This window comes from Streptomyces sp. NPDC050509 (assembly GCF_044457965.1).
In the GTDB taxonomy this organism is placed as follows: Bacteria; Actinomycetota; Actinomycetes; order Streptomycetales; family Streptomycetaceae; genus Streptomyces.
Map to the genome: position 1 here is coordinate 559,841 of NZ_JBITHL010000003.1, position 25,156 is coordinate 584,996.

Annotated in this window: 22 protein-coding genes; 13 read left to right on the plus strand and 9 right to left on the minus strand. The window is 72.5% G+C overall.

The window, feature by feature from the left end; genetic code table 11:
- The first annotated feature begins 186 nt into the window (after positions 1–186).
- The gene (locus tag ACIBJC_RS11715; RefSeq protein ID WP_399290744.1) at positions 187–1,623 is read left to right on the plus strand and encodes an NAD(P)H-quinone dehydrogenase; all 1,437 of its coding nucleotides are present in this window, start codon (positions 187–189) and stop codon (positions 1,621–1,623) included.
- Positions 1,624–1,929: 306 nt separating this feature from the next.
- The gene (locus ACIBJC_RS11720; protein ID WP_399290746.1) at positions 1,930–2,931 is read left to right on the plus strand and encodes a DeoR/GlpR family DNA-binding transcription regulator; all 1,002 of its coding nucleotides are present in this window, start codon (positions 1,930–1,932) and stop codon (positions 2,929–2,931) included.
- 93 nt (positions 2,932–3,024) lie between these two features.
- Here the strand turns inward: ACIBJC_RS11720 and ACIBJC_RS11725 are convergent, their stop codons facing one another.
- Positions 3,025–3,609, minus strand: coding sequence for a TetR/AcrR family transcriptional regulator (locus ACIBJC_RS11725; protein ID WP_399290749.1), 585 nt, complete (start codon positions 3,607–3,609; stop codon positions 3,025–3,027).
- A gap of 153 nt (positions 3,610–3,762) precedes the next feature.
- A complete protein-coding gene (locus ACIBJC_RS11730; RefSeq protein ID WP_399290752.1) occupies positions 3,763–5,517 on the minus strand; it encodes an acetyl/propionyl/methylcrotonyl-CoA carboxylase subunit alpha in 1,755 nt (584 codons plus the stop codon).
- A gap of 349 nt (positions 5,518–5,866) precedes the next feature.
- Here ACIBJC_RS11730 and ACIBJC_RS11735 point away from each other — a divergent pair, with 349 nt between their 5' ends.
- The gene (locus tag ACIBJC_RS11735) at positions 5,867–6,331 is read left to right on the plus strand and encodes a hypothetical protein (protein WP_399290753.1); all 465 of its coding nucleotides are present in this window, start codon (positions 5,867–5,869) and stop codon (positions 6,329–6,331) included.
- A 13-nt stretch (positions 6,332–6,344) separates the two neighbouring features.
- Here ACIBJC_RS11735 and ACIBJC_RS11740 read toward each other — a convergent pair whose 3' ends face one another.
- The 4 genes from ACIBJC_RS11740 to ACIBJC_RS11755 all read right to left on the minus strand — a co-directional run bounded on the left by ACIBJC_RS11740 (position 6,345) and on the right by ACIBJC_RS11755 (position 9,132).
- Positions 6,345–6,959, minus strand: coding sequence for a Maf family protein (locus ACIBJC_RS11740; protein ID WP_399290756.1), 615 nt, complete (start codon positions 6,957–6,959; stop codon positions 6,345–6,347).
- 71 nt (positions 6,960–7,030) lie between these two features.
- The gene (mmpB, locus tag ACIBJC_RS11745; RefSeq protein WP_399290759.1) at positions 7,031–7,159 is read right to left on the minus strand and encodes a morphogenic membrane protein MmpB; all 129 of its coding nucleotides are present in this window, start codon (positions 7,157–7,159) and stop codon (positions 7,031–7,033) included.
- 98 nt (positions 7,160–7,257) lie between these two features.
- Positions 7,258–7,464 carry an acyl-CoA carboxylase epsilon subunit gene (locus ACIBJC_RS11750; RefSeq protein WP_399290762.1) on the minus strand — a complete coding sequence of 69 codons (207 nt, stop codon included), beginning with the start codon at positions 7,462–7,464 and terminating at the stop codon, positions 7,258–7,260.
- Between the two features lie 30 nt (positions 7,465–7,494).
- Positions 7,495–9,132, minus strand: a complete 1,638-nt coding sequence (locus ACIBJC_RS11755) for an acyl-CoA carboxylase subunit beta (RefSeq protein ID WP_399290764.1) — start codon at positions 9,130–9,132, stop codon at positions 7,495–7,497.
- A gap of 129 nt (positions 9,133–9,261) precedes the next feature.
- Here ACIBJC_RS11755 and ACIBJC_RS11760 point away from each other — a divergent pair, with 129 nt between their 5' ends.
- The 5 genes from ACIBJC_RS11760 (at position 9,262) to hutH (ending at position 15,333) form a co-directional block, all read left to right on the plus strand.
- Positions 9,262–10,134, plus strand: a complete 873-nt coding sequence (locus ACIBJC_RS11760) for a biotin--[acetyl-CoA-carboxylase] ligase (RefSeq protein ID WP_399290768.1) — start codon at positions 9,262–9,264, stop codon at positions 10,132–10,134.
- Positions 10,135–10,451: 317 nt separating this feature from the next.
- Positions 10,452–11,600: an adenylate/guanylate cyclase domain-containing protein gene (locus ACIBJC_RS11765; RefSeq protein WP_329828911.1), complete on the plus strand. Its 1,149-nt coding sequence runs from the start codon at positions 10,452–10,454 to the stop codon at positions 11,598–11,600.
- Between the two features lie 42 nt (positions 11,601–11,642).
- Positions 11,643–12,464, plus strand: a complete 822-nt coding sequence (locus tag ACIBJC_RS11770; protein ID WP_399290771.1) for an enoyl-CoA hydratase/isomerase family protein — start codon at positions 11,643–11,645, stop codon at positions 12,462–12,464.
- A 106-nt stretch (positions 12,465–12,570) separates the two neighbouring features.
- Positions 12,571–13,728 (plus strand): diguanylate cyclase domain-containing protein, encoded by a 1,158-nt coding sequence (locus ACIBJC_RS11775; RefSeq protein ID WP_399290774.1) that lies wholly within the window; start codon positions 12,571–12,573, stop codon positions 13,726–13,728.
- 63 nt (positions 13,729–13,791) lie between these two features.
- Entirely contained in the window at positions 13,792–15,333 is a 1,542-nt protein-coding gene (gene hutH, locus ACIBJC_RS11780; protein ID WP_399291219.1) for a histidine ammonia-lyase, read from the plus strand.
- Positions 15,334–15,364: 31 nt separating this feature from the next.
- Here the strand turns inward: hutH and ACIBJC_RS11785 are convergent, their stop codons facing one another.
- On the minus strand, positions 15,365–15,787 hold the full coding sequence (locus ACIBJC_RS11785) for a hypothetical protein (RefSeq protein WP_399290777.1): 423 nt from the start codon (positions 15,785–15,787) through the stop codon (positions 15,365–15,367).
- Positions 15,788–15,942: 155 nt separating this feature from the next.
- Here ACIBJC_RS11785 and ACIBJC_RS11790 point away from each other — a divergent pair, with 155 nt between their 5' ends.
- The 5 genes from ACIBJC_RS11790 (at position 15,943) to ACIBJC_RS11810 (ending at position 21,562) form a co-directional block, all read left to right on the plus strand.
- Entirely contained in the window at positions 15,943–16,350 is a 408-nt protein-coding gene (locus tag ACIBJC_RS11790; protein WP_399290780.1) for a hypothetical protein, read from the plus strand.
- Positions 16,351–16,526: 176 nt separating this feature from the next.
- A complete protein-coding gene (locus ACIBJC_RS11795) occupies positions 16,527–17,798 on the plus strand; it encodes an Ig-like domain-containing protein (RefSeq protein WP_399291222.1) in 1,272 nt (423 codons plus the stop codon).
- Positions 17,799–17,959: 161 nt separating this feature from the next.
- Positions 17,960–19,495, plus strand: a complete 1,536-nt coding sequence (locus ACIBJC_RS11800) for an ABC transporter permease (RefSeq protein WP_399290784.1) — start codon at positions 17,960–17,962, stop codon at positions 19,493–19,495.
- Positions 19,496–19,584: 89 nt separating this feature from the next.
- Positions 19,585–20,268 (plus strand): ABC transporter ATP-binding protein, encoded by a 684-nt coding sequence (locus tag ACIBJC_RS11805; protein WP_399290787.1) that lies wholly within the window; start codon positions 19,585–19,587, stop codon positions 20,266–20,268.
- A gap of 301 nt (positions 20,269–20,569) precedes the next feature.
- Positions 20,570–21,562, plus strand: a complete 993-nt coding sequence (locus ACIBJC_RS11810; RefSeq protein WP_399290790.1) for a GNAT family N-acetyltransferase — start codon at positions 20,570–20,572, stop codon at positions 21,560–21,562.
- 8 nt (positions 21,563–21,570) lie between these two features.
- Here the strand turns inward: ACIBJC_RS11810 and ACIBJC_RS11815 are convergent, their stop codons facing one another.
- Both ACIBJC_RS11815 and abc-f read right to left on the minus strand, forming a co-directional pair.
- Positions 21,571–23,214: a hypothetical protein gene (locus ACIBJC_RS11815; RefSeq protein ID WP_399291224.1), complete on the minus strand. Its 1,644-nt coding sequence runs from the start codon at positions 23,212–23,214 to the stop codon at positions 21,571–21,573.
- A 182-nt stretch (positions 23,215–23,396) separates the two neighbouring features.
- Positions 23,397–25,064: a ribosomal protection-like ABC-F family protein gene (gene abc-f, locus ACIBJC_RS11820; RefSeq protein ID WP_399290793.1), complete on the minus strand. Its 1,668-nt coding sequence runs from the start codon at positions 25,062–25,064 to the stop codon at positions 23,397–23,399.
- Between the last annotated feature and the right edge of the window lie 92 nt (positions 25,065–25,156).

The window sequence follows — 25,156 nt, forward strand, 5'->3', positions numbered from 1 at the left end:
GGGAGCCGTACGCGCCCCCGGTGGGAGGCCGCGCGGCGGGGGCCGCGCCCGGATGGAGGGACCCGGGGCGAAGCTACTTGAAGCGTGCGGGACAATGGAGTACGTACTGCATCCCCCGGGGCACCCCCCGGAACCCCGGCCGGGGTGGCAGACGGGCCGGGTTGACAACGCGAGGCGGACTTTTTCGTGACCCGGATCGTGATCATCGGTGGCGGACCCGGCGGATACGAGGCGGCGCTGGTCGGCGCCCAGCTCGGCGCCGAGGTGACCGTCGTCGACTGCGACGGACTCGGCGGCGCGTCGGTGCTCACCGACTGCGTACCGTCCAAGACCCTCATCGCGACCGCCGAGGTGATGACCACCTTCGACTCCTCGTACGAGGAACTGGGCATCATCGTCGCCGACGACACCCCCTCCGAGCAGGCCGCCCGGGTGGTCGGTGTCGATCTCGGCAAGGTGAACCGACGGGTGAAGCGGCTCGCGCTCGCCCAGTCCCACGACATCACGGCCTCCGTCACCCGCGCGGGCGCCCGCGTCATGCGCGGCCGGGGCCGGCTGGCGGGCCGGCAGGCCATGGACGGCTCGCGTCAGGTCGTCGTGACCGCGGCGGACGGCACGGAGGAGTCCCTCACCGCCGACGCCGTCCTGATCGCCACCGGCGCCCACCCGCGCGAGATCCCGGACGCGCTGCCGGACGGCGAGCGGATCCTGAACTGGACGCAGGTGTACGACCTCGACGAGCTGCCCGAGGAACTGATCGTGGTCGGCTCCGGCGTCACCGGCGCCGAGTTCGCCGGCGCCTACCAGGCGCTGGGCTCCCGGGTCACGCTCGTCTCGTCCCGCGACCGTGTGCTGCCCGGCGAGGACCCGGACGCCGCCGCCGTGCTGGAGGACGTCTTCCGCCGCCGCGGCATGAACGTCATGTCGCGCTCCCGCGCCGAGGCCGCCAAGCGGGTGGGCGACCGCGTCGAGGTCACCCTCTCCGACGGCCGGGTCATCTCCGGTACGCACTGTCTGATGGCCGTCGGCGCGATCCCGAACACCGAGGGCATGGGCCTGGAGGAGGCCGGTGTCCTGGTCAAGGACTCGGGCCACATCAAGACCGACCGGGTCTCCCGCACCTCGGCGCCGGGCGTCTACGCGGCCGGTGACGTCACCGGGATCTTCGCGCTCGCGTCGGTCGCTGCCATGCAGGGCCGGATCGCGATGTACCACTTCCTGGGTGACTCGGTCACGCCGCTCAACCTCAAGACGGTCTCCTCGAACGTCTTCACCGATCCGGAGATCGCCACCGTCGGCTACACGCAGGCGGACATCGACGGCGGGAAGATCGACGCGCGCGTCGTCAAGCTGCCGCTGCTGCGCAACCCCCGCGCGAAGATGCAGGGCATCAGGGACGGTTTCGTCAAGATCTTCGCCCGGCCCGGCACGGGCATCGTGGTGGGTGGTGTGGTCGTCTCGCCGCGCGCGAGCGAGCTGATCCACCCCATCGCGCTGGCCGTCGACAACAACCTGACGGTCGAGCAGATCGCGAATACGTTCACGGTCTATCCGTCCCTGTCGGGTTCGATCGCCGAAGTGGCACGGCAGTTGCACACACGGAAGTCGGCCGAGGAGAGCTGACACCCGGACCGCCGACTTCGGTCCCAGGACCTCCAGGAGCTCCTGAGGCTCCTGGATCCTCAGGAGTTCCAGGCGTCTCAGGAGTTCCCGGCGGTCCCTCCGGCCCCGTTCGGGCGCACGCGCTGCCCGTAAGCCCTTTCTGCAGGCTTCGATGCGTGCCCGAGCGGGCATGATGCCTCTATACCATCAGGCACGTTCGTTCGTGCACAACTTCTGTTATTCGGCGCAAACTGCTGAAAGCAGACGGTCATTGGGGTTACTGTCAGTTTCGTGTTCGCTGCAGAACGTCGCCAATTGATCCTTGAAATGGTGCGAGCCAACGGGGCCGTGTCGCTCCGTGAGCTCGCCCGCGTCGTCCAGACCTCCGAAGTGACCGTACGGCGGGACGTGCGGGCGCTGGAGGCGGAAGGACTCCTCGACCGCCGGCACGGCGGTGCGGTACTGCCGGGAGGATTCACGCGAGAATCCGGCTTTCCGCAAAAGTCCCATCTCGCGACGGCGGAGAAGACCGCCATCGCCGACCTCGCCGCGAGCTTCGTCGAAGAGGGCGAAGCCGTCGTCGTCGGCGCCGGTACGACCACGCAGGAGCTGGCCCGCCGGCTCGCGCGGATCCCCGGTCTGACCGTCGTCACCAACTCCCTGCTGGTCGCGCAGGCCCTCGCGCACGCCAACCGTGTCGAAGTCGTCATGACCGGCGGCACGCTGCGCGGCTCGAACTACGCGCTGGTCGGCAGCGGGGCCGAGCAGTCCCTCCAGGGGCTGCGGGTCACCCGCGCGTTCCTCTCCGGGAGCGGGCTGACCGCCGAGCGCGGGCTGTCCACGTCCAACATGCTCTCGGCGAGCGTCGACCGCGCGCTGGTCCAGGCCGCAGCCGAGGTCGTGGTCCTCGCCGACCACACGAAGCTCGGCACCGACACGATGTTCCAGACGGTGCCCACCGACCTCATCAGCAGGCTGGTGACCGACGAGCCGCCCGCGCACGACGACCGTGCGGGGGCGGAGCTCCAGGCGCTGGCGGACCAGGGCGTACGGGTCTCGGTCGCCGGTACGGGGGCGGGCTGCGGGGCCGGTGGTGCCGACGCGGCCGGTGGTGCGGCCGGGAGCGACGTGATGCCGCCGGGCGGCCGGGGCCGTCGCGACGTACCCCTGCCCGGGCAGCGCCGTACGCATGCGGCCGGACCAGGGGCGGGACTCGGCGGGCCCGGTGGCACCGGTGGGCCCGGCGGTCAACTCCGGGGATCGGGAGGTCCGTTGGGGTCGCAGGAGGCGGGCGAGAGGGCGCGGGTGGCGGACCTTCGCCGCCGGTAGGCGGTAGCCGAACGCCGGTGGTGGAAGCCGGTGGTGGCCGAACGCCGGTGGTCGGCAACGGGCAGCCGGGGACGGGAGGCGGCGGGCCGGGCCTTACGAGGCCTTGAGGCCCGTCAGCGTCAGCGTCAGCAGGCGGTCCGCCAGCTTCGGGTCGTCCGGTGACTGCTCCGCCGCCAGCGCGATCGCGTTCGTGAGCTGGAGCAGATCCCTGATGGAGACGCCGGCCCGTACGTCCCCCGACTCCTGGGCCCGCAGCAGCAGCCGCGCGCCCGCCTCACGCATCGGGCCGCTGCACTCCGACAGCGCCGAACTCTCGTCGTTGGACGCCGACATGAGCGCCCGCGAGAGCCCCTGATACTCACCCGCATGAGTGATCACGGCGCGCAGCCATTCCGTCAGCGCGCGGCACGGACTCTCCGATTCCGCGAGGTCACGGGAGCGCTGGAGCAGGTCGGCAAGCGCTTCCTTGAAGACCGCGTTCAGCAGCGCGTGCCGGTTGGGGAAGTGCCGGTAGAGCGTGCCGATCCCCACGCCCGCGCGGCGCGCGATGTCGTCCAGCGAGGTGTCCGTACCGTGCTCCGCGAAGCTGGTGCGGGCCTCGACGAGCAGCCGCTCGTAGTTGCGGCGCGCGTCGGCGCGCATGGGCCGTGGCGGCGTGTGTGCCGTACTGCTCGCCATCGCGCGGTCCTCCTGTCGCCACCCCGTCTCCCCGGTGAGTCTACGGCGGAGGCCCCGCCCGGATCCTGGAACCGACCCTGGAAGGGATCGCGGGATCGGGCGGGGCCTGTCCGAAGGCGCCGGGCCGTGCGGGGCGCCGAGCCGTGCGGGGTGTCAGTCCTTGATCTCGCAGATGGTCGCGCCGGAGGTGAGCGAGGCGCCGACCTCGGCCGCGAGGCCCTTGACGGTGCCCGAACGGTGCGCGTTCAGGGGCTGCTCCATCTTCATGGCCTCCAGGACGACGACCAGGTCGCCCTCCTTGACCTCCTGGCCCTCCTCGACGGCCACCTTGACGATGGTGCCCTGCATGGGGGAGGCCAGGGTGTCGCCGGACGCCGCCGACGCCGACTTCTTCGCCGCGCGGCGCTTGGGCTTGGCGCCCGCCGCCAGCCCCGTACGGGCCAGGGACATGCCCAGGCTGACCGGGAGCGAGACTTCGAGGCGCTTGCCGCCGACCTCGACCACCACGGTCTCGCGGCCCGGCTCGTCCTCGGACTCCGCGTCGGCCGGGGTGGCGAACGCCGGGATGTCGTTGACGAACTCGGTCTCGATCCAGCGGGTGTGGACCGTGAACGGGTCCGAGGTGAACGCCGGGTCGGTGACCACCTTGCGGTGGAAGGTCAGCGCCGTGGCCATGCCCTCGACGGTGAACTCGTCCAGGGCGCGCGCCGCGCGCTGGAGCGCCTGCTCACGGGTGGCGCCGGTGACGATCAGTTTGGCGAGCAGGGAGTCCCAGGCCGGGCCGATCACGGAGCCGGACTCGACACCCGCGTCCAGCCGGACGCCGGGGCCCGACGGCGGGGCGAAGGTGGTGACCGTACCGGGGGCGGGCAGGAAGCCGCGGCCCGGGTCCTCGCCGTTGATCCGGAACTCGAAGGAGTGGCCGCGCACCGCCGGGTCGTCGTAGCCCAGCTCCTCGCCGTCCGCGATGCGGAACATCTCGCGTACGAGGTCGAGTCCGCTGACCTCCTCGGTCACCGGGTGTTCCACCTGAAGGCGGGTGTTGACCTCCAGGAAGGAGATCGTGCCGTCCGTGCCGACCAGGAACTCGACGGTCCCGGCGCCGACGTAGCCGGCCTCCTTCAGGATCGCCTTGGACGCCGCGTACAGCTCGGCGTTCTGCTCGGGGGTCAGGAACGGCGCGGGGGCCTCCTCGACCAGCTTCTGGTGGCGGCGCTGGAGCGAGCAGTCACGGGTCGACACGACGACCACGTTGCCGTGCGAGTCGGCCAGGCACTGCGTCTCGACGTGCCGGGGCTTGTCGAGGTAGCGCTCGACGAAGCACTCGCCGCGGCCGAAGGCGGCGACGGCCTCGCGGACCGCCGAGTCGTACAGCTCGGGGACCTCTTCGAGCGTACGGGCGACCTTGAGGCCACGCCCGCCGCCGCCGAAGGCGGCCTTGATCGCGATGGGGAGCCCGTGCTGCTCGGCGAACGCGACGACCTCGTCGGCGCCGGAGACCGGGTCCGGGGTGCCGGCCACCAGCGGGGCGCCGGCGCGCTGCGCGATGTGGCGGGCGGCGACCTTGTCGCCCAGGTCGCGGATGGCCTGCGGCGGCGGGCCGATCCAGGTCAGACCCGCGTCCAGGACCGCCTGGGCGAACTCGGCGTTCTCGGACAGGAAGCCGTAGCCGGGGTGGATCGCGTCCGCCCCCGAGTCCTTCGCCGCCTGGAGCACCTTGGCCATGTCGAGATAGCTGGCCGCCGGGGTGTCACCGCCCAGGGCGAACGCCTCGTCCGCCGCGCGGACATGCAGCGCGTCCCGGTCCGGGTCGGCGTAGACGGCTACGCTCGCGATTCCGGCATCCCGGCAGGCACGGGCAACGCGGACAGCGATTTCGCCACGGTTGGCGATGAGCACCTTGCGCACGATGGCTCCCTCCTTGGAACAAGCTGAGTTTAGGGACTGCCGACACGCGCCGCCGAACTGTCCCCGCTGGTGAACTCCACCGCGCGGAGCGTGTTCCGATCCTCGCCCGGAGAGCGAAATCCCTTGTGGCACCACGGTACGCCGCGATCCTCCGTCGCACAGTAGCGCTCGGATGTGGTCCACCTCTCTGTCGGACTGTCCCTCCGCCGATCACGATTCTTTGTGGAGTCTCTACGAATGGCGGCAAGATTCTTTGCCGTGGCCCGGGCCCTTGTCCCCGGGTTTACCGGTTAGTACCGTGCGCGATGGCGGACGTACTGCTGGTAACAGTGGAAAACAGGGGAAGAGGGTGGGGCCCGTGGCCCGGCGACCGGTGGCCTGGCTGACCGCGATCGTGCTGGTGCTGGAGGCGATCGGCATCGTCTTCGTCAACGGCGTCCTGGCCACGGTGGTCGACCACCAGCAGATGTCGCTGGCCGGTCTCGACACCGGCGCGATGTTCGCCGGGACCTGGGCGATGGGCGGCGTCCTCGGGCTCTACCTCGTGGCCTGCGCGGCGGTCCTGGTGCGTACGGCGCTACGGGACCGGGCCCCCGGCCCCTTCGCGCGGATCGTGCTGGTCACCTGCGCGGTGGTGCACGCGGTGCTGGGTGCGCTGACGGTCGGTCTGGTGGGCTGGGCGGCCTTCGCGGTGATGATGGTGATCGTGGGGCTGGTGGTGCTGGTGCTGGTGGCGTACGAGAGCCGGCCCCGGCCCGCGGAGCGGCCACCGGGCGAGGAGACCCGCCCCACGCAGGGGCCGGCGCCCGCCTGACACCAGGGGTTTCTCAGGCCCAGAGGTCGGTGATCGTCACGCCGTGCGCCAGGAGCAGCGTGCGCAGCAGCGGCAGCGACAGGCCGACGACATTGCCGTGGCTGCCCTCGATCGAGTCGACGAACGGGGCGGAGAGACCGTCGAGCGTGAACGCCCCCGCGACGTGCAGCGGTTCGCCGGAGGCGACGTACGCGGCGATCTCGGCGTCGCTCGGGGTGCCGAAGTGGACCGTGGTCGACGCGGTCTCGCCGGCCCGGCGGCCGGTCGCGGTGTCGATCACGCAGTGACCGGTCCGCAGGATCCCCGTACGGCCGCGCATCGCCTTCCAGCGGAGGGTGGCCTCGTCGGCGTCGGCGGGCTTGCCGAGCGCCTCGCCGTCGAGTTCGAGCACGGAGTCGCAGCCGACGACCAGCGCCCCGGCGGTCTCGGGGAGCGCCGCCACGGTGGTGGCCTTGGCCTCGGCGAGGACGAGCGCCAGTTCGGCGGGGGTCGGTGCGGAGAGCGCGTCCTCGTCGACGCCGCTGACGATCACCTCGGGCGCGAGTCCGGCCTGCTTCAGCAGTCCGAGCCGGGCGGGGGAGGCGGAGGCGAGGACGAGGCGGCGTCGCTGAGCGGTCATGCCGGACATCGTACGGAGCGGGCGGCGGCCCGCGTCGGGCGGTGTGCGTACGGGCCCGCAGCCGCCGGTCGCCGCGCCGGTCAGTGCAGGCCGAGCACGAGCATCGCCAGCACCATCGCCAGGGCGAGCAGGATGCCCGCCCTGCGCAGCATGCACTGCGCCTCGCGGAGCTCCTTGGGAGGCTTGTTCTCGGGATCGGACCACAGCATGTCTCGATACTCCGGCGGGCGGGCGTCCGGCGCCTGAGTACGTGTACTCAAGCACCGGACCCAGCTACCGGGCATGCCTCGGCTACCGGGTGGGTGCCTCAGCCCGGCCAGTACGTCCTGGCCCACGCGCGCGGTCCCGGGCGCATCGTCCGGCCCCGCGCGATGCGGTCGGGGGCGGACCACTCGGCCGGGGGTTCGGCCGCGCCGGACGGAGGGCTCTCCACCGCGGCGGCACGGGCCTGGACCACCGCCAGCGCCGCGGCCAGTTCCTCCCGGGTCGGGTTGCCCCGTACGACTCTGATCATCGTCAGTTCCCTTCCGTCATGGAGGCGGGCCTAGAGCGGGATGTTGCCGTGCTTCTTCGGCGGCAGGCTCGCGCGCTTCGTCCGGAGCTGGCGCAGCCCCTTCACGATGTGGGCCCGGGTCTCCGACGGCATGATCACCGCGTCCACGTAGCCGCGCTCGGCCGCCACGTACGGGTTGAGCAGCGCGTCCTCGTACTCCTGGATCAGCTCGGCGCGCCGGGTGTCCTGCGCCCCGGTGTCACCGGCGGCGGCGATCGTGCGGCGGTGCAGGATGTTCACCGCGCCCTGCGCGCCCATCACGGCGATCTGCGCCGTCGGCCAGGCGACGTTGAGGTCGGCGCCCAGGTGCTTGGAGCCCATCACGTCGTACGCGCCGCCGAACGCCTTGCGGGTGATCACCGTGATCAGCGGGACCGTGGCCTCCGCGTACGCGTAGATCAGCTTGGCGCCGCGCCGGATGATGCCGCCGTACTCCTGGTCGACGCCGGGCAGGAAGCCGGGGACGTCCACGAACGTCAGCACCGGTACGTTGAACGCGTCGCACGTCCGGACGAACCGCGCCGCCTTCTCCGAGGCGTTGATGTCCAGACACCCCGCGAACTGCATCGGCTGGTTGGCGACGATGCCCACCGGGAAGCCCTCGACCCGGCCGAAGCCCGTGATGATGTTCGGCGCGAAGAGCGCCTGCGTCTCCAGGAACTCCCCGTCGTCCAGCACCCGCTCGATCGCCGTGTGCATGTCGTACGGCTGGTTCGCGGAGTCCGGGATCAGCGTGTCCAGGTCGCGGTCCTCGTCCGTGGTCTCCAGCTCGGCCTCCTCGGGGAAGGCGGGCGGCTCGGAGAGGTTGTTCGACGGGAGGTACGAGAGCAGGGACTTGACGTACTCGACGGCGTCCTTCTCGTCGCCCGCCATGTGGTGCGCGACGCCGGACGTCGTGTTGTGCGTACGGGCGCCGCCCAGATCCTCGAAGCCGACGTCCTCGCCCGTCACCGTCTTGATGACGTCGGGGCCCGTGATGAACATGTGCGACGTCTGGTCGACCATCACCGTGAAGTCGGTGATCGCCGGGGAGTAGACCGCGCCGCCCGCGCACGGGCCGACGACCAGGCTGATCTGCGGCACGACGCCCGACGCGTGCACGTTGCGGCGGAAGATCTCGGCGAACAGGCCGAGCGCGGCCACGCCCTCCTGGATACGGGCGCCGCCGCCGTCGTTGATGCCGATGACCGGGCAGCCGGTCTTCATCGCGAAGTCCATGACCTTCACGATCTTCTCGCCGTACACCTCGCCGAGCGAGCCGCCGAAGATGGTGAAGTCCTGCGAGTAGACACAGACGGGACGGCCGTCCACCGTGCCGTAACCGGTGACGACACCGTCCCCGTACGGGCGGTTCGTCTCGATGCCGAAGTTGGTCGAGCGGTGCCGGGCGAACTCGTCCAGCTCGACGAAGGACCCCTCGTCGAGGAGGAGGCCGATCCGCTCGCGCGCCGTCAGCTTCCCCTTGGCGTGCTGTTTCTCCACGGCGCGCGCGGAGCCGGCGTGCGTGGCTTCGTCGATACGGCGCCGGAGGTCCGCGAGCTTGCCCGCGGTGGTGTGAGCGCTGCTTCCAGTGCTGGTTCCGGTGCTGGTTCCTGCGGTGGTTCCCTGTGCGGTTTCCGGCTCGGACATCGGGATGCGGCTCCCTGCGGGTCACGGGGGTGATGCGGCGTGCGCCGCGCGCGGACGCTACTGATCCGTAGCGTATCGGCGCGGATACCGTTCGGCAGTGCGGCGTTTGCCACACCTAGGGTGGCTTGCATGACGGAGCCCCGTAACCCCCGAGGCCGGCACCACACCGGCCGCTGGACCGACCTCGAACGCCCGCCGCTCGGCCTCCGCGCGCTGCGCCGCGGCCTGATCCTCCCCGGCGGGCTGTGGAGCTCGCTCGACGTGGTCGAGGCGACCGGCTCCACCAACACCGATCTGGCCGCGCGGGCGGCGGACGGGGCGGCGGAGGGCGCGGTACTGGTCGCCGAGGAGCAGACGGCGGGGCGCGGACGGCTCGACCGGCGCTGGTCGGCGCCCGCGCGCTCCGGGATCTTCTTCTCCGTCCTGCTCAGGCCGGGCCCCGGGGTGCCGGTCGAGCGGCTCGGCTGGCTGCCGCTGCTGACCGGGGTCGCCGTCGCGACGGGGCTGGCCAGGGCGGCGGGTGTGGACACCGCCCTCAAGTGGCCGAACGACCTGCTGGTGACGGTGGACGGCGAGGAGCGCAAGGCGGGCGGCATCCTCGCGGAGCGCGCGGGGGACGACGCCGTCGTGGTGGGCGTCGGCCTCAACGTCTCGCTGCGCGCCGACGAGCTGCCCGTACCGACGGCGGGGTCGCTGGCGCTGGCGAACGCCGTCTCCCTGGACCGCGACACGCTGCTGCGCGCCGTACTGCGCTCCCTGGAGCGGTGGTACGGCCCGTGGCGGGAGGCCGGTGGCGACCCGGTCGCCACCGGCCTCCAGGAGGCGTACGCGGCGGGCTGCGCCACGCTGGGGCGGCAGGTCAGGGCGGAGCTGCCCGGCGGCAATGAGCTGGTGGGCGAGGCGGTGGCGGTGGACGGTGACGGCCGGCTGGTCGTCGCGACGGACGACGGGGAGCGGCACTCTGTCGGCGCGGGCGACATCGTGCACCTACGAGGGGCGTAGGACGGTCGTGCGGGTATGCCCGTGGGTACGCCCGTGCAGGTACGGCACACGCGTACGGGGGACGGTAAGCGCGAGGCATGGCACGCCTGGCACAGGACGGGGGCACGGCGGGGCGGTCGCGGCCCGGTGCCCGTCCGGTCGCGGCACGGGGGCGGTCACCGGCGGTACGGCGTGCCCCGCACGCGCCCGTCCGTACCTCAGGACGGACCGTCCCATACCCACCCATGGACGTGAGCCAGCGCACATCTGCCGTATCGTTGAGGCGGTCCACGACAGATCGGCAGGGCAGTGCGCAGGGAACGGGCAGGAGGCGGCTGGTGACCGTCGATGATTCGGCTTCCGGCGCCGACACACCGCCGCCGGACCCCTCGGGTCACCCGACCCCGCATCATGTCGTCGATCACACGGCCGAGCCGACCGACGATCCCCTCGCGATCCGTCTCGAACAGCTCATCCTCGGCGCGGAACGCCGCTACACCCCCTTCCAGGCGGCCCGCACGGCCGGGGTCTCGATGGACCTCGCCTCCCGCTTCTGGCGCGCCATGGGCTTCGCCGACATCGGCCAGGCCAAGGCGCTCACCGAGGCGGACGTGCTCGCGCTGCGGCGGCTCTCCGGGCTGGTCGAGGCCGGGCTGCTGAGCGAGCCGATGGCCATCCAGGTCGCCCGGTCGACGGGGCAGACCACCGCCCGGTTGGCCGAGTGGCAGATCGACTCCTTCCTGGAGGGGCTGACGGAGCCGCCCGAGCCGGGAATGACCCGTACCGAGGTCACGTACCCCCTGATCGAACTGCTGCTGCCGGAGCTGGAGGAGTTCCTCGTCTACGTGTGGCGGCGCCAGCTCGCCGCGGCGACCGGGCGCGTGGTGCAGGCCGCGGACGACGACGAGATGGTCGACCGGCGGCTCGCCGTGGGCTTCGCGGACCTCGTCGGGTTCACACGGCTGACCAGACGGCTGGAGGAGGAGGAGCTGGGCGAGCTGGTCGAGGCGTTCGAGACCACCTCCGCCGACCTCGTCGCCGCACACGGTGGCCGGCTGATCAAGACCCTCGGCGACGAGGTGCTGTACGCGGCGGACGACGCCGGTACGGCCGCGGAGATCGCCCTGCGGCTGATAGAGACCATGACGCACGACGAGACGATGCCCGCGCTGCGCGTCGGCATCGCGTTCGGCACGGTCACCACGCGGATGGGCGACGTCTTCGGCACGACGGTGAACCTCGCGAGCCGGCTCACGTCGATAGCGCCGAAGGACACCGTCCTGGTGGACGGCGCGTTCGCGGAGGAGCTGATCCGTACGGGAGACGCCCCGGCCTCGGAGACCGAGGCGGCGGAGGCCGCGGCGCAGGCCGAGAAGGAGGGCGCGGTGCCGCCCTCGTACCGCTTCGGCCTCCAGCCGATGTGGCAGCGCCCGGTGCGCGGCCTCGGTGTCGTGGAGCCCTGGCACCTGGGACGGCGCGCGACCTAGGATCACCTCCGGTGAACTGTCGTTAACCGGGAGGGTGCTGTCATGGCCGAGGGTGAGCAGAGCGGCGAGCAGAGGTTCGGGGAGTTCGTCGCCGTACGGCGGCACGGCGCGGGCGGGCACGTCGCCGAGCTGGTGCTCGACCGGCCGAAGGCCATGAACGCGGTCTCCACCGGGCTGGCCCGCTCGCTGGCCGCCGCCTGTGCGGAGCTCGCCGCCGACCAGGACGTACGGGCCACCGTGCTGACCTCCACGCATCCGCGCGCCTTCTGTGTCGGCGCGGACCTCAAGGAGCGGAACGCGCTGACCGACGCCGAACTGCTGCGGACCCGGCCGGTCGCGCGCGCCGCGTACACCGGGGTGCTGGAGCTGCCGATGCCGGTGATCGCCGCCGTGCACGGCTTCGCGCTGGGCGGCGGGTTCGAGCTGGCGCTCGCCTGCGACCTGATCGTCGCCGACCCGTCCGCGGTCGTCGGGCTCCCCGAGGTGTCGGTCGGGGTGCTCCCCGGCGGCGGCGGTACGCAGCTTCTGCCCCGCCGGGTCGGGGCCGCGCGCGCCGCGGAGCTGATCTTCACCGCGCGCCGGGTGCCGGCGGCCGAGGCGGCGGGGCTGGGCCTGGTGGATCTGCTGGTGGACGAGGGCGCCGACCGGGACGAGGCGCTGGCACTGGCGGACCGTATCGCCGCGAACTCGCCCGTCGGCGTACGGGCCGCTAAGCGCGCCCTGCGGCTCGGGCACGGGCTCGACCTGCGGGCCGGTCTTGAGGTCGAGGACGCCGCCTGGCGGTCGGTCGCCTTCTCCGGGGACCGGGCGGAGGGCGTCGCGGCGTTCAACGAGAAGCGGACGCCGCGGTGGCCCGGGGTCTGACGGCGGGCGCGGTGCCGGGGGTGGTGCGGGGCGCGGTGCCGGGCGCGCGGTGACGAGGCGCCGCCCCAGGTGATCAAATCACCCCAAAGCGCCCTAAGGTGGGGTGATGGGAGTGGATGGGCGACTGCGCGCCATGGTGGCACTGTCCCAGGCGATGGCCGCGGCCCCGACGGCGCGGGAGTCCTGGCGGGCGGCGGCCCAGGGTGCGTGCGCGGCGCTCGCGGGGGGCTTCGCGGCGCTGTCCGTGTGGGAGCGGGACCTCGGCCGGCTCAAGGTGCTCGTGAACGCGGGCGATCTGGCCGACGCGGAGGAGGAGTTCCCCGAGGACGAGTCGTACCCCGTGCACCAGTTCCCCGAGATCGCGGAGTTCCTGCACGAGCGCTGGGCAGGCGGCGGCGGGCCCAACGCCTGGGTCGAGACGGCGGAGGGGCTCGGTGACGCCGACGCCCCCGCCACCGGGCCGCCCGGCTACTGCCACCAGCGCGTGGCGACGCTGCGCCGGCGCGGCCGGGGGTGCTGCGTCGTCGCGCCGATCGTGCTGCACGGCCGGGCCTGGGGCGAGCTGTACGTGGCGAGACCGCTGGGCGCGCCTCTGTTCGACGCGGACGACGCGGACTTCGCGACCGTCATCGCGTCCGTGGTGGCGGCCGGGCTCGCTCAGACGGAACGGCTCGAAGAGGTACGGCGCCTGGCCTTCACCGACCCGCTGACGGGGCTGGGGAACCGGCGCGCGGTCGACGCGCGGCTCGACGAGGCGATCGGCTCGTACCAGGCGGACGGGGCCGTCGTCAGCCTCGTCGTCTGCGATCTCAACGGCCTGAAACAGGTCAACGACACGCTCGGGCACGCGGTCGGCGACCGGCTGCTGGAACGGTTCGCCTCGCTCCTCTCCGTCTGCGGCGCCCGGCTCCCCGGCGCGCTGTCGGTGCGGCTCGGCGGGGACGAGTTCTGCCTGCTGGCGGTGGGCCCGAGCGCGGACGAGGTCATCGCGGTCGCCACCGAACTCTGCGCGCGGGCGGCGGATCTGGAGCTGGGCGAGGGCGTGGCGTGCGGGATCGCCTCGACGGGCGACCCGATCGGCGAGGTGCTCTCGGGGCGCCGGCTCTTCCGGCTGGCGGACGCGGCCCAGTACCGGGCGAAGGCGCTGCGGGCGGCGGGCCCGGTGGTGGCGGGACGCGACGGCACGGTGATCCCCCTGGCCGACACCCCGGCACCCCCGACCCGCGACCGCCGCCGCTTCCGGGACGCGCCTCCGGCGTCGTAGACGGCGGGGGCCGTCAGGAGGGTGACACTCCGAGATTCAGTACGTACGCTCCTGAATATGGATATGCATACTGTCGTGGTGGGGACGTCAGGGACGACCGCCGAGGACGTCATCGCCGTGGCCCGCGGCCATGCCCGCGTCGAGCTCTCCGCCGAGGCGCTGGCCGCCCTCGCCGCCGCCCGGGAGATCGTGGACGCGCTGGCCGCCAAGCCCGAGCCCGTGTACGGGGTCTCCACCGGGTTCGGGGCGCTCGCCACCCGGCACATCGGACCCGAGCTGCGGGGGCGGCTCCAGCGGAACATCGTGCGGTCCCACGCCGCCGGAATGGGGCCGCGCGTCGAGCGGGACGTCGTACGCGCGCTGATGTTCCTCCGGCTCAAGACGCTCGCCTCCGGGCGCACCGGCGTACGCCCCGAGGTCGCACAGGCCATGGCCGACCTGCTCAACGCGGGCATCACCCCCGTCGTCCACGAGTACGGCTCCCTCGGCTGCTCCGGCGACCTCGCGCCGCTCTCCCACTGCGCGCTCGCGCTCATGGGCGAGGGCGACGCGGAGGGCCCCGACGGCACCGTGAGGACTGCCGGGGAGCTGCTCGCCGCGCACGGCATCACGCCCGTCGAACTGCGCGAGAAGGAGGGCCTGGCGCTGCTCAACGGCACCGACGGGATGCTCGGCATGCTGGTCATGGCCCTCGCCGACCTGCACCGCCTCTACACCAGCGCCGACATCACCGCGGCCCTCAGCCTGGAGGCGCTGCTCGGCACGGACCAGGTGCTCGCTCCCGAACTGCACGCCATCCGGCCCCACCCCGGCCAGGGCGCCAGCGCCGACAACATGCTGCGGGTGCTCGCCGGATCCGGGCTGACCGGGCACTTCCAGGAGGACGCGGCCCCCCGCGTCCAGGACGCGTACTCCGTGCGCTGCGCCCCGCAGGTCGCCGGGGCGGGCCGGGACACGCTCGCGTACGCCAGGATCGTCGCCGACCGCGAACTGGCCTCCGCCGTGGACAACCCGGTCGTGCTGCCCGACGGGCGCGTGGAGTCCAACGGGAACTTCCACGGCGCGCCCGTCGCGTACGTTCTCGACTTCCTCGCGATCGTCGCCGCCGACCTCGGCTCGATCGCGGAGCGCCGCACCGACCGGCTCCTCGACAAGAACCGCTCCCACGGGCTGCCCGCCTTCCTCGCGGACGACCCCGGGGTCGACTCGGGGCTGATGATCGCCCAGTACACCCAGGCCGCGCTGGTCAGCGAGATGAAGCGGCTCGCGGTGCCCGCCTCGGTCGACTCGATCCCGTCCTCGGCGATGCAGGAGGACCATGTCTCGATGGGCTGGTCGGCCGCGCGCAAGCTCCGTACCGCCGTCGACAACCTGACCCGGATCATCGCCGTCGAGCTGTACGCGGCGACCCGCGCCGTCGAGCTGCGCGAGGGGCTGACGCCCGCGCCCGCCTCACGCGCGGTGATCGACGCGCTGCGGGCGGCCGGGGTGGCGGGGCCGGGGCCCGACCGCTTCCTCTCCCCGGATCTGGCCGGGGCGGACGCCTTCGTACGGGAGGGACTGCTGATCGCGGCGGTGGAGCCGGTGACGGGGCCGCTCGCCTGAGGTGTCGGCCGACCGGCCGGCCCGGCGTCGCTCAGAACGCGCGGGCGCCTCTGCGTACCGAGTACGCGACGAAGGCCACGCCGATGCCCAGCGACACGCTCCCGCCGAGCACGTACGGCGTCGTGTCCACGCTGCCGGTGTCCGCGAGTCTCGGCTCGTCCGCGCCCGCCGGGGCGTCGGATGCCGGAGTGGTGGGCGCCGGAGCGGTGGGCGGGGCGGGCGTGGCCGGGCCCACGGAGCTGTCGGTGCTGTCCGCGACCTCGGTGACCTCGGATCCGCCGGCCGGTCCGCCGGCGGGTCCTTCGGCGGTGAGGCTCTGGGCGGACGGCGCCGACCGCTGGGACGGGGCGGCGCCCTGGTCGCCGGTGGCGTTCGCGGACGGAACGAACCAGAGAGCGCAGAGCAGGGTCGCGGCTGCGGTAGCCGTCAGCAGCGGTCGCCGTGCGACGGACACGTGATCGATCCCCCTTGTGGCAGCGCCGAATTGGGTGAGTGGGGGAGATGCTAGCCAACTTCTCGACCGCCATGGCACGGAGCCCGTTTTGTCGCCGCCAGGTTCGCCGGTGCCGTACGACCGGTATCGGGCCCCGGAGCCGTACGCTCCGTCGTATGACCACTTCAGAAACATCACGGTATGTACGGGTAACGGTCGAATTGGTGCTGGAGGTCGAGGACCCCGAGCGCCTGGGCGCCGCCGCCCTCGCCCGGATCGACGGCGACGCCTCGGTACCCGACGACGAGCGGGCGCAGGCCAGGGCGGCGGTGCAGGGGGACGAGGCGGAGGCCCTGGCGTACCTCGTGGAGCCCCACGACCTGATCAAGGACGTCCCCGGGATCGGTCTCGCCCAGGCGTCGTGGACCAGCGAGCTGATCGACTACGACCCGGACGCGGTCGAGTGGGACCTCTACGAGACCGGCGAGGACGGTGAGGACCCGGACGACGAGGTGTCCGAGGAGGTCGGAGGCGTGATCGGAGGCGTCAGCGGCGGTGGAGGGGTGACCGCTGGTCGGCGCTAGCGCGTGAGCGTGCCACCCTGGTAAGCCTCGGTCCGTAGTCGGCGGGCCGGGGCCGGCCTGTTTCCCGGTCGTGAACTGGTGTTCGTGAGTGGTGTTCACCACACTGCCGGCTGATGCGGAACCGGACGAACCGATAAGGCCGTTCTTAAAGGTTATCGGCAGGGTAAGCGGCGATGATGGAGAAGCGTGTGATGACGGACAGCAAGCGGCGCAGGGCCCTCATGGCCGCGTCCGCGGTGCTCGGCGGCGTACTGGTGCTCTCGGCGTGCAACGGTGACGGCGGGTCCAAGAGCGGCGCCGGGAGTTCGGAGACCTCCTCCTCACAGGCTCAGGCGGACGAAGCGGCGGCCAAGGAGACCTCCGAGGCCCAGATAGTCATCGCGCCGAAGAACGGCGCGACGAACGTCGGCATCAACAACGACGCGAAGGTCACCGTCACCAAGGGTGATCTCACGGACGTCAAGATGACGACGGCCGACGGCACCGCCGTCAAGGGCACGCTGGCCGCCGATGCCAAGAGCTGGAAGCCGGACGCGCAGCTCGACCGCTCCACCGCCTACAAGATCGCCGCGACGGCGAAGGACGGGAAGGGCCGTCAGGCCCACGAGAACACCTCCTTCACCACCGTCTCGCCCAGCAACAGCTTCATCGGGAACTTCACGCCCGAGGACGGTTCCACCGTCGGCGTCGGCATGCCGGTCTCGATCAACTTCGACAAGTCGATCTCCGACAAGAAGGCCGTCCGGGACGCGATCACGGTCACGTCCAGCAGCGGCCAGGAGGTCGTCGGCCACTGGTTCAGCCAGACGCGTCTCGACTTCCGCCCCGAGCAGTACTGGAAGGGCGGCTCGACGGTCACCCTCAAGCTCGCGCTGGACGGTGTCGAGGGCGCCCCGGGCGTCACCGGTGTCCAGCAGAAGACGATCACCTTCAAGGTCGGCCGCAACCAGGTCAGCACCGTCGACGCCAAGACGAAGATGATGACCATCACCCGCGACGGCGCGACGGTCAAGACCATCCCGATCTCGGCCGGCTCCCCCGACAACACGACGTACAACGGTCAGATGGTGATCTCCGAGAAGTTCAAGGAGACCCGGATGAACGGTGCGACGGTCGGCTTCACGGACGACGACGGCAAGGGCGAGTACGACATCAAGGACGTCCCGCACGCCATGCGGCTGTCCACCTCGGGCACCTTCATCCACGGCAACTACTGGGGCGCCCGCTCGATCTTCGGCAGCGTCAACACCAGCCACGGCTGTGTCGGTCTCGCGGACGTGAAGGGCGCCGGCGACGCCAACCAGCCCGGCGCGTGGTTCTACAACAACTCGCTCATCGGTGACGTGGTCGTCGTCAAGAACTCGAACGACAAGACCATCAAGCCGGACAACGGCCTCAACGGCTGGAACATGAGCTGGTCCGAGTGGCAGGCCGGTTCGGAGGCCTGATGCCCCCGGGCGTCCGGTCCGCCGGGCGCCCACCCGCTCCACCCCGCTGAGCCTGTTCGAACGGCGGCGGCACCCTCCCGGTGCCGCCGCCGTTCGCGTTCTCATCCCGCTCTCACCCTGGCCTTATCCGGCCATCACAACGGGCCTCTACCTTCACGCCCATGTTCTTCACCTACCTCAGGCGCGAGTTGCGCCGTCGCAGAAAGGCGGCGCTCGTCGTCGCCTCGGGGCTCGCCCTGGGCATCGCACTGGTGATCGTCGTCAACTCGGTCTCCGCCGGCATGAGCCAGGCCCAGGACAAGGTCCTGCAATCGCTGTACGGCCTCGGTACGGACATGACGGTCACCAAGGCCGCCACCCCGCCCGGGGAGGGGGACACCAACCGCCGCCGCTTCGAGTTCGACGCCGACGACAGCGATTCGGACGCCGAGCAGAGCAGCGACCGGGTCATGGTCCAGGGCTTCCAGACGCTGGCCTCCTCGACCGTCACCGAGGTCGGTGAACAGAGCGGCGTCGCCCAGGCCGTCGGCGGGCTCAGCCTCAACGTCCTCAAGGTGAACGGGGAGTTCAAGCGCGGCGAGTTCACCCCGCAGGAGGGCGGCTCCACCGGCGGCTCCACCGGCGGTCCCGGCGGCGGGGCCGGACGGGGCGGCGGCAACGGCGGCGGTACGGGCGACTCGGCCGGCTCCGGCGGCTCCAGCGGCTCCAGCGGTGAAGTCCGGGGCGGCGGCGCGGCGTTCGACGTCAACTCGTACTCCGTCTACGGCACGGATGTCACCTCGCCCGCGCTCGGCCCGCTCACCTCCTCCAGGATCACCGAGGGCCGTACGTTCAAGAGCACCGAGACGGACGCCGCGGTCGCCGTCGCCGACAGCGCGTACGCCACGGAGAAGAGCCTCGCGGTCGGCAGGACCGTCACCATCTCCGGGACGAAGTTCACCGTCGTCGGCATCGCGACCGCCGACAGCGGCGACTCCGCCGCCAACCTCTACATCCCGCTGAAGAAGGCCCAGACCCTGGCCGACTCCAAGGACAAGGTCACCACGGTCTACGTCAAGGCCGCCGACTCGCAGCAGATCGACAGCGTCAAGTCCGCCATCCAGAAGAACATCTCGGGCACGACCGTCACCACCTCCGCCGATCTGGCCGACACGGTCTCCGGCTCCCTCTCCACCGCCTCCGACCTCGCCACCACCGTCGGCAAGTGGCTCTCCATCGCCGTCCTGATCGCCGCGTTCCTGGTGGCCGGGCTGCTCACCTCGTCGGCCGTCAGCCGCCGGGTACGGGAGTTCGGCACGCTGAAGGCGCTCGGCTGGAAGAGCGGCCGGGTCACCCGTCAGGTCGTCGGCGAGGCCCTGGTCAACGGGTTGCTGGGCGGGGTGCTCGGCATCGCGCTGGGCCTCGGTGGCGCCTACCTGGTCACCGCCGTCAGCCCCACCCTCACCGCACAGCTCGGCTCCACGGGCGGAGGCGGCGGGGGCGGCGGCTTCGGCGGCGGTCCGATGGGAGGCGGCGGCGGACCGGGCCGGCAGGCCGCCTCCAAGGCGCTCGACATCGCGCTGACCGCGCCCGTCTCCGTCTCCACCATCGGCGTCGCCGTGGCGCTCGCCGTCGCGGGCGGCCTGATCGCGGGGGGCTTCGGCGGCTGGCGCGCCTCGCGGCTGCGGCCGGCGGACGCGCTGCGCCGGGTCGAGTGACGGCACCGGAACCGCTCGTCCCCCGGCCCTCCTCTCCCACCGGCCCGTACCGCAGGCCGTACCACCGTCCGTACAGCAGGAGTTGAACCGTGTACCAGCTCAGAGGCGTCACCAAGCGCTACGCGCGCGGCAAGCAGAGTGTCGACGCGCTCGCCGGCGTCGATCTGACCATCGAGGACGGTGGCCGGCTCGTCATCCAGGGGCCCACCGGCGGTGGCAAGTCCACCCTCCTCCAGATGCTCGGCGGTCTCGACCGGCCGACCGAGGGAAGCGTGGAATTCGACGGGGTGGATCTGGCCGGACTGTCCGAATCCCGGCTCACCACGGTACGGGCGGAGTCCATCGGCTTCGTCTTCCAGAGCTTCAACCTGATCCCCACGCTCACCGCGCAGGAGAACGTCGAGACGGCCCTCGTCCCCCTCGGCGTCAAGGGCGCCGCCCGGCGCGAACAGGCCGCGCAGGCGCTGGAGTCCGTCGGGCTCGGCGAACGCCTGGGGCATGTGCCGAGTGAACTCTCCGGAGGTCAGCAGCAGCGTGTCGCCATCGCCCGCGCGCTCGTGAAGAAGCCGAAGGTGCTGCTCGCCGACGAGCCCACCGGGAACCTGGACGAGTCGATGCGCGACGAGATCATGGAGCTGCTGGAAGGGCTCTGGAAGGAACACGGCCTGACCTTCGTCATGGTCACGCACGACAGCTCGATCGCCCGTCGTGCCCCACGACTCGCCACGATTCGCAAGGGCCGGGTGACCGTCACCGAGAACGCGGCCGCCTGACGCGACGCTTTCCGCCGCATCTCCGGCGACGCCTTCCGAAGAGACGCTTCCTGAAGTAAAACCGTCTGTGAGAACAGCGGTTGAAGCGTGCGGTCATGCCGCGGAAGTGAGCGACTATGCCGTGCGTCCATGCCTCGGGTCCGTGCCGTACAGCAGTGCCGACAGTGCCGTACGGGGCGCTTGTGACTCCGGAGGGTCCGTGTGACTCCCGGGGCGCAAGCGCCCGCCTCTCCTCGCCCGTCCGCCCGGACGTCCTCGTAACCCGGGGGCGTCACCCCTCTCGCACGCGTAGGTTCGGTCCATGCTGATCACTCTGGGAAGTCCGCCCTCGGATGCCGAGACTGAATCCTGGTACGGAGTCGTCACAGTGGCGCACGCCCGTGATCTGCCCGCCTCGACGCCCGAGCGCAGCCGGGTCGAGACGGAGGGAAAACTCCGTGTGCCGCCGGTGGGCGGGCGGACCGTCCATCTCGCGGCGGTGGGCCCCGGCGGGGCGTACGAGGGCGTCGCCTCCCTGGTCCTGTTCACCGAGGAGAACAACCGCCACACGGCGTTCCTCGACACCCTGATGGTCCGCCCCGACGCCCGGCGGCACGGCGTCGGAGCCACGCTCTGGGCGGCGATACGCGCCGAACTCGTCGCGGACGGCAGGACGTCCGTCTCCACCGTCCTCGAACTCGGCGGCGCGGGGGAGGCGTTCGTCGACAGCCTCGGCTTCACCAATGTGCTGCCGCTCGGCCGGTACGTCCAGCGGGTCCGCCAGGTCCTGGAGGGCATACCGCTCCCGGACCGCCCCGCCCTCCCCGACGGGCTGCGCTTCACCGACTGGCAGGGCGTCGTGCCCGACGGACTGGCGGCGGCGTTCACCCGTGCCCACGAGCCGCTGGGCGACGTCCAGCGCGGCCAGCTCGACGAGCGGACCCCCTGCTGGGACACCGGCCGGATCCGGGCGGCGGCCCGGCTGGTCGGGGAGCGCGGCGGGACCCTGTTCACCTCGGCGGTCCTGGACACGACCGACGGCGACGCGGTCGTCGCGTACACCGAGGTCGCCCTGGCCGCGCCCGCGGACATCCGCGCGGTCCAGTACGACACCCTGGTCGTCCCGTCCCACCGTGGCCTCGGTCTGGGCCGCGCAGTCAAACGCCACCACCTGGAGCGGCTCCACGAACTCCGCCCCGGCGTACGGGAGATCAGCACGACCGTCGCCGACGACAACCGGCCGATGCTGGCCGTGAACGAGGCGCTCGGCTACCGGCGCGAGCGGCCCGCCGGGGTCTTCCAGACCAAGCTGTAGGCCGCGCGTCAGCGGTTCTCCGGGCAGTCGGCGGCCCCCGCCCACGGCAGCCGGTACGCCGAGTCCAGCCGGTAGTCGCCCGCCGCCGGAACCGTCAGACGCGTCCAGTCGCCGTCGCGCGTGACGCAGGCACCCGGCGCCCTGAGCCAGGGCGAGTAGGCGATCCGTACCGTCACCGAGCCCGCCGCCTCCGTCCGTACGACCATGGAGGCGGCGTCGCTCCGTACGACGGTGGCCGGGGCCGGGACCAGGGGGACGGCGTCCCGTACGCGGTAGACCGTCCAGTGGGCGTCCCGCCACACCGGTGTCAGCCAGTCCGGGGCGCTCGCGACGAGCGCGGCCTCGGCGGCGGCCGGGCCGTCGGGGCGGCCGTGCGGCAGCACCACCAGGCCGACCGCCCAGCGGTCCAGCCAGGCGCGGTACGCGGCCGGGGCGAGGGTACGGGCGCCGGTGTGGTTCTCGTAGAAGAGGCGCCCGCGCTCGACGTCGAGCTGCCGGTTCCAGCCGCGCGCCATGTTGAGGTGCGGGGCGAGGACATCGGCCTCGCGGTGGTTGCGGGCCGGGACGACCTCGACGCGGGTACGGTCGGCGCCGAGCCGGTCCAGCGCGGAGATCACGCCCTCGGTGTGCGTCGCCCAGGCGGGCACCGTGGTGGACACGACGAGGTCGTCGTCCGTCTTGCCGAGCAGCCAGTAGGTGTTGACGCAGACGGTCACCAGGAGGACGAGGGAAAGGGCGGCGGACTTCCTGAGGCGCGTGAGGGCGCGCGGCGGGACCGGCCCGCGCGTCAGCAGCGCCGCCAGCAGTACGGGTGGGCCGGCCAGCCCCACCAGGCGCTCCACGTTGGTGCCGATCGGCGAGGAGACCGAGAAGGTCAGCACGACCCCGGCCGCGTACACGAACGCCCCGTACCGCACCACGCGCCAGCTCCGCGGCACCGCCAGACAGAGCGCCGCGCAGGCCACCAGCGGCATCCACAGCTTGCCGGGGCTCATCGGCTGCTCGCCCTGGAAGGGGAAGAGCAGGGTGGTCGTCGCGACGACCAGGCCCGGCGGGACGATCAGCGAGGCCCCCTTCACCCACCGCCGGTCCAGCAGATACGCCGCGCCCACCACGACGAGGAAGAGCCCCGCGACCGGACTGGCCAGGGTGGCGAGCGCGGCGAACAGCCAGGCGCACACCACGCGGCCGGTACGGAGCCGACCGGTACGGAGTCGGTCCGTACGGGGTCGGTCCGTACGGAGCCGGAGTGTGCCGAGTACGGCGACCAGCCCGAGGGCGACCCCCAGGGCGAACGTCGTCCGCCCGGAGGCGACATTGCACCAGAGGGCGAAGGCGCCGAGCAGCGCGGGCCAGACGGGCCGAGGCACCCCCGTACGGACGAACAGCAGGCCCAGCACCCAGGTTCCGGCGAGCCCCGCCAGCACGGAGACCGTCCTGACGCCGAGGAGCGCCATCAGGGGAGGGGCCAGCACGCTGTAGTTGGCGGTGTGCGTGCCGCCGTACCAGGAGAGGTTGTACGCGGAGCCCGGATGCCGGGCCATGAACCCGGCCCAGGCGAACTGCGCCGCCAAGTCGCCCCCGCCGGTCGCGAGGACGACGACCCACACGGCGTACAGCGGAACGACGGCCCCGGTCGCGATCAACGGCACCCGCCACCACGGCACCCGCCACCACGGCACCCGCCGTGCGCCCACGGCGCCGGCCGGCTCCCGTACCTCGTCCGGGGCGTGCGCCCCAGAACGTTCCTCCTCGGTCCGCCCGGCCGCCGCCGTACCTCCGCCGCTTATCCGCACCCGGTCAGCCTAGTGCCCCTCCCGGCACCGGCCCGGGGCTACCGCTCCATGGCCTCCTCGGTGACCACGCGCCCCGCGCGCAGTTCCAGCCGCGCCCCCTCGAACGCGCCCCGGAAACGCCGGTCGTGCGAGACCACGACGACCGCCCCCGGGTAGCTCCGCAGCGCCTCCTCCAACTCCTCGACCAGGCTGAGCGCGATGTGGTTCGTCGGCTCGTCCAGGACGATCAGATCGGCGGGGCGGGCGGCCAGCCTCGCCAGTTCCAGCCTGCGGCGCTGGCCGACCGAGAGCGCGGCCACCGGTACGGCCAGGTCCTCCCGCCGGAACAGCCCGAGGGCGAGCAGTTCGTCCGCGTGCTCCTCCGCAGGCCCGGACCGGCCCGCCGCGTACGCGTGCAGGAGGGGCCGCCGGGACGGTACGGCGGGCAGCTCCTGCGGGAGGTAGCCGATCCGGGAGGCGCCGCCGGGCGGGCCCGTGACCGTACCGCTGTCCGGGCGCAGGTCGCCTGCCAGCAGCCGGAGCAGGGTGGTCTTTCCGGCGCCGTTGGGTCCGGTGACCAGGAGCCGGTCGCCCGCCTTCACCCGCAGGGCCGCCACCCGGAGCCGGTCGCCGACGGCCACCTCGTCCAGTTCGGCCACCGTGCCCGGGGGCGGTGTCTCCCGGACCGCCGCACCCCCGGCCGACGCGGCGCGCAGCGTGGCCGTGAAGCGCAAGGGCTCCGGCGGCGGCGGGACGGGGGCGCGGCGCAGCCGCCCCAGCCGTTCGCGCGCTGCCCTGACCTGGCCGGACAGCTTCGCCTCGTGCGAGCGGCGGTGCTTGCCGAACCCCTCGCCCGGGTCCCGGCCCGTGGACGCGAGCCGCCGGCCCGCCGCCTCGGCCAGCTCCTCCGTACGGGCCACCTCGGCCAGCCACTCCAGATGGTCCTGTTCCCAGCGGCGCCGGGCCGCGGCCTTCGCCGTCCGGTACCCGGCCCAGCCGTCGCCGTACCGGGTCACCGCCCGGGTGTCCCGGTCGACCTCCAGGATCGTCGTCGCGATCCGCTCCAGGAACGCCCGGTCGTGGGTGACGGCGAGCAACGTCCCGCGGTGGGCCCGGAGTTGGTCCTCCAGCCAGGTGGTGGCCTGGAGGTCGAGGTGGTTGGTGGGCTCGTCGAGCAGCAGCAGTTCGGGCGCCGGGGCCAGGACGCAGGCCAGCGCCAGCCGGGACCGCTCCCCGCCGGAGAGCGAGCCGAGCCGCCGGTCCCTGGCCGTGTTCCGCAGGCCGAGGGCGCCGAGCGCGGCGTCGACGCGGGCGTCGGCCCGGTAGCCGTCGCGTTCCTCGTACGCGGTCAACAGATCGCCGTACAAGGCCAGTTCGGCCTCGTCGGCCGAGCCGAGGGACGCCTCGGCCGCCGCGATCCGGCGCTCCAGCTCGCGCAGCCCGGCGAGGGCCGCGTCGACGGCGTCCTGGACGGTGCACGCGGGGTCGAGATCGAGGGTCTGGGCGAGATGGCCGACGCCGCCGGGGAACACGACGGTGATCTCGCCGCTGTCGGGCCGTTCGGCCCCGGCGAGCAGCCGCAGGAGCGTCGACTTGCCGGAGCCGTTCTCGCCGATGACACCGGCTTTCTCGCCGGGGCGCACGGTCAGCGAGACCTGGTCGAGAACCGACCGGTCGCCGTACGCCTTGGACATGTCCTTGATCGCCAATTGGGCGCGTTCGCGCATGCTTCTTCCTGGGATGTCGTGCCCGTGCGCCCGCGCGGCGGCGCTCAGCCGCGGTGGTGAGCGGCGGCGCGCGGCGCGGGTCGCCGGGCCGG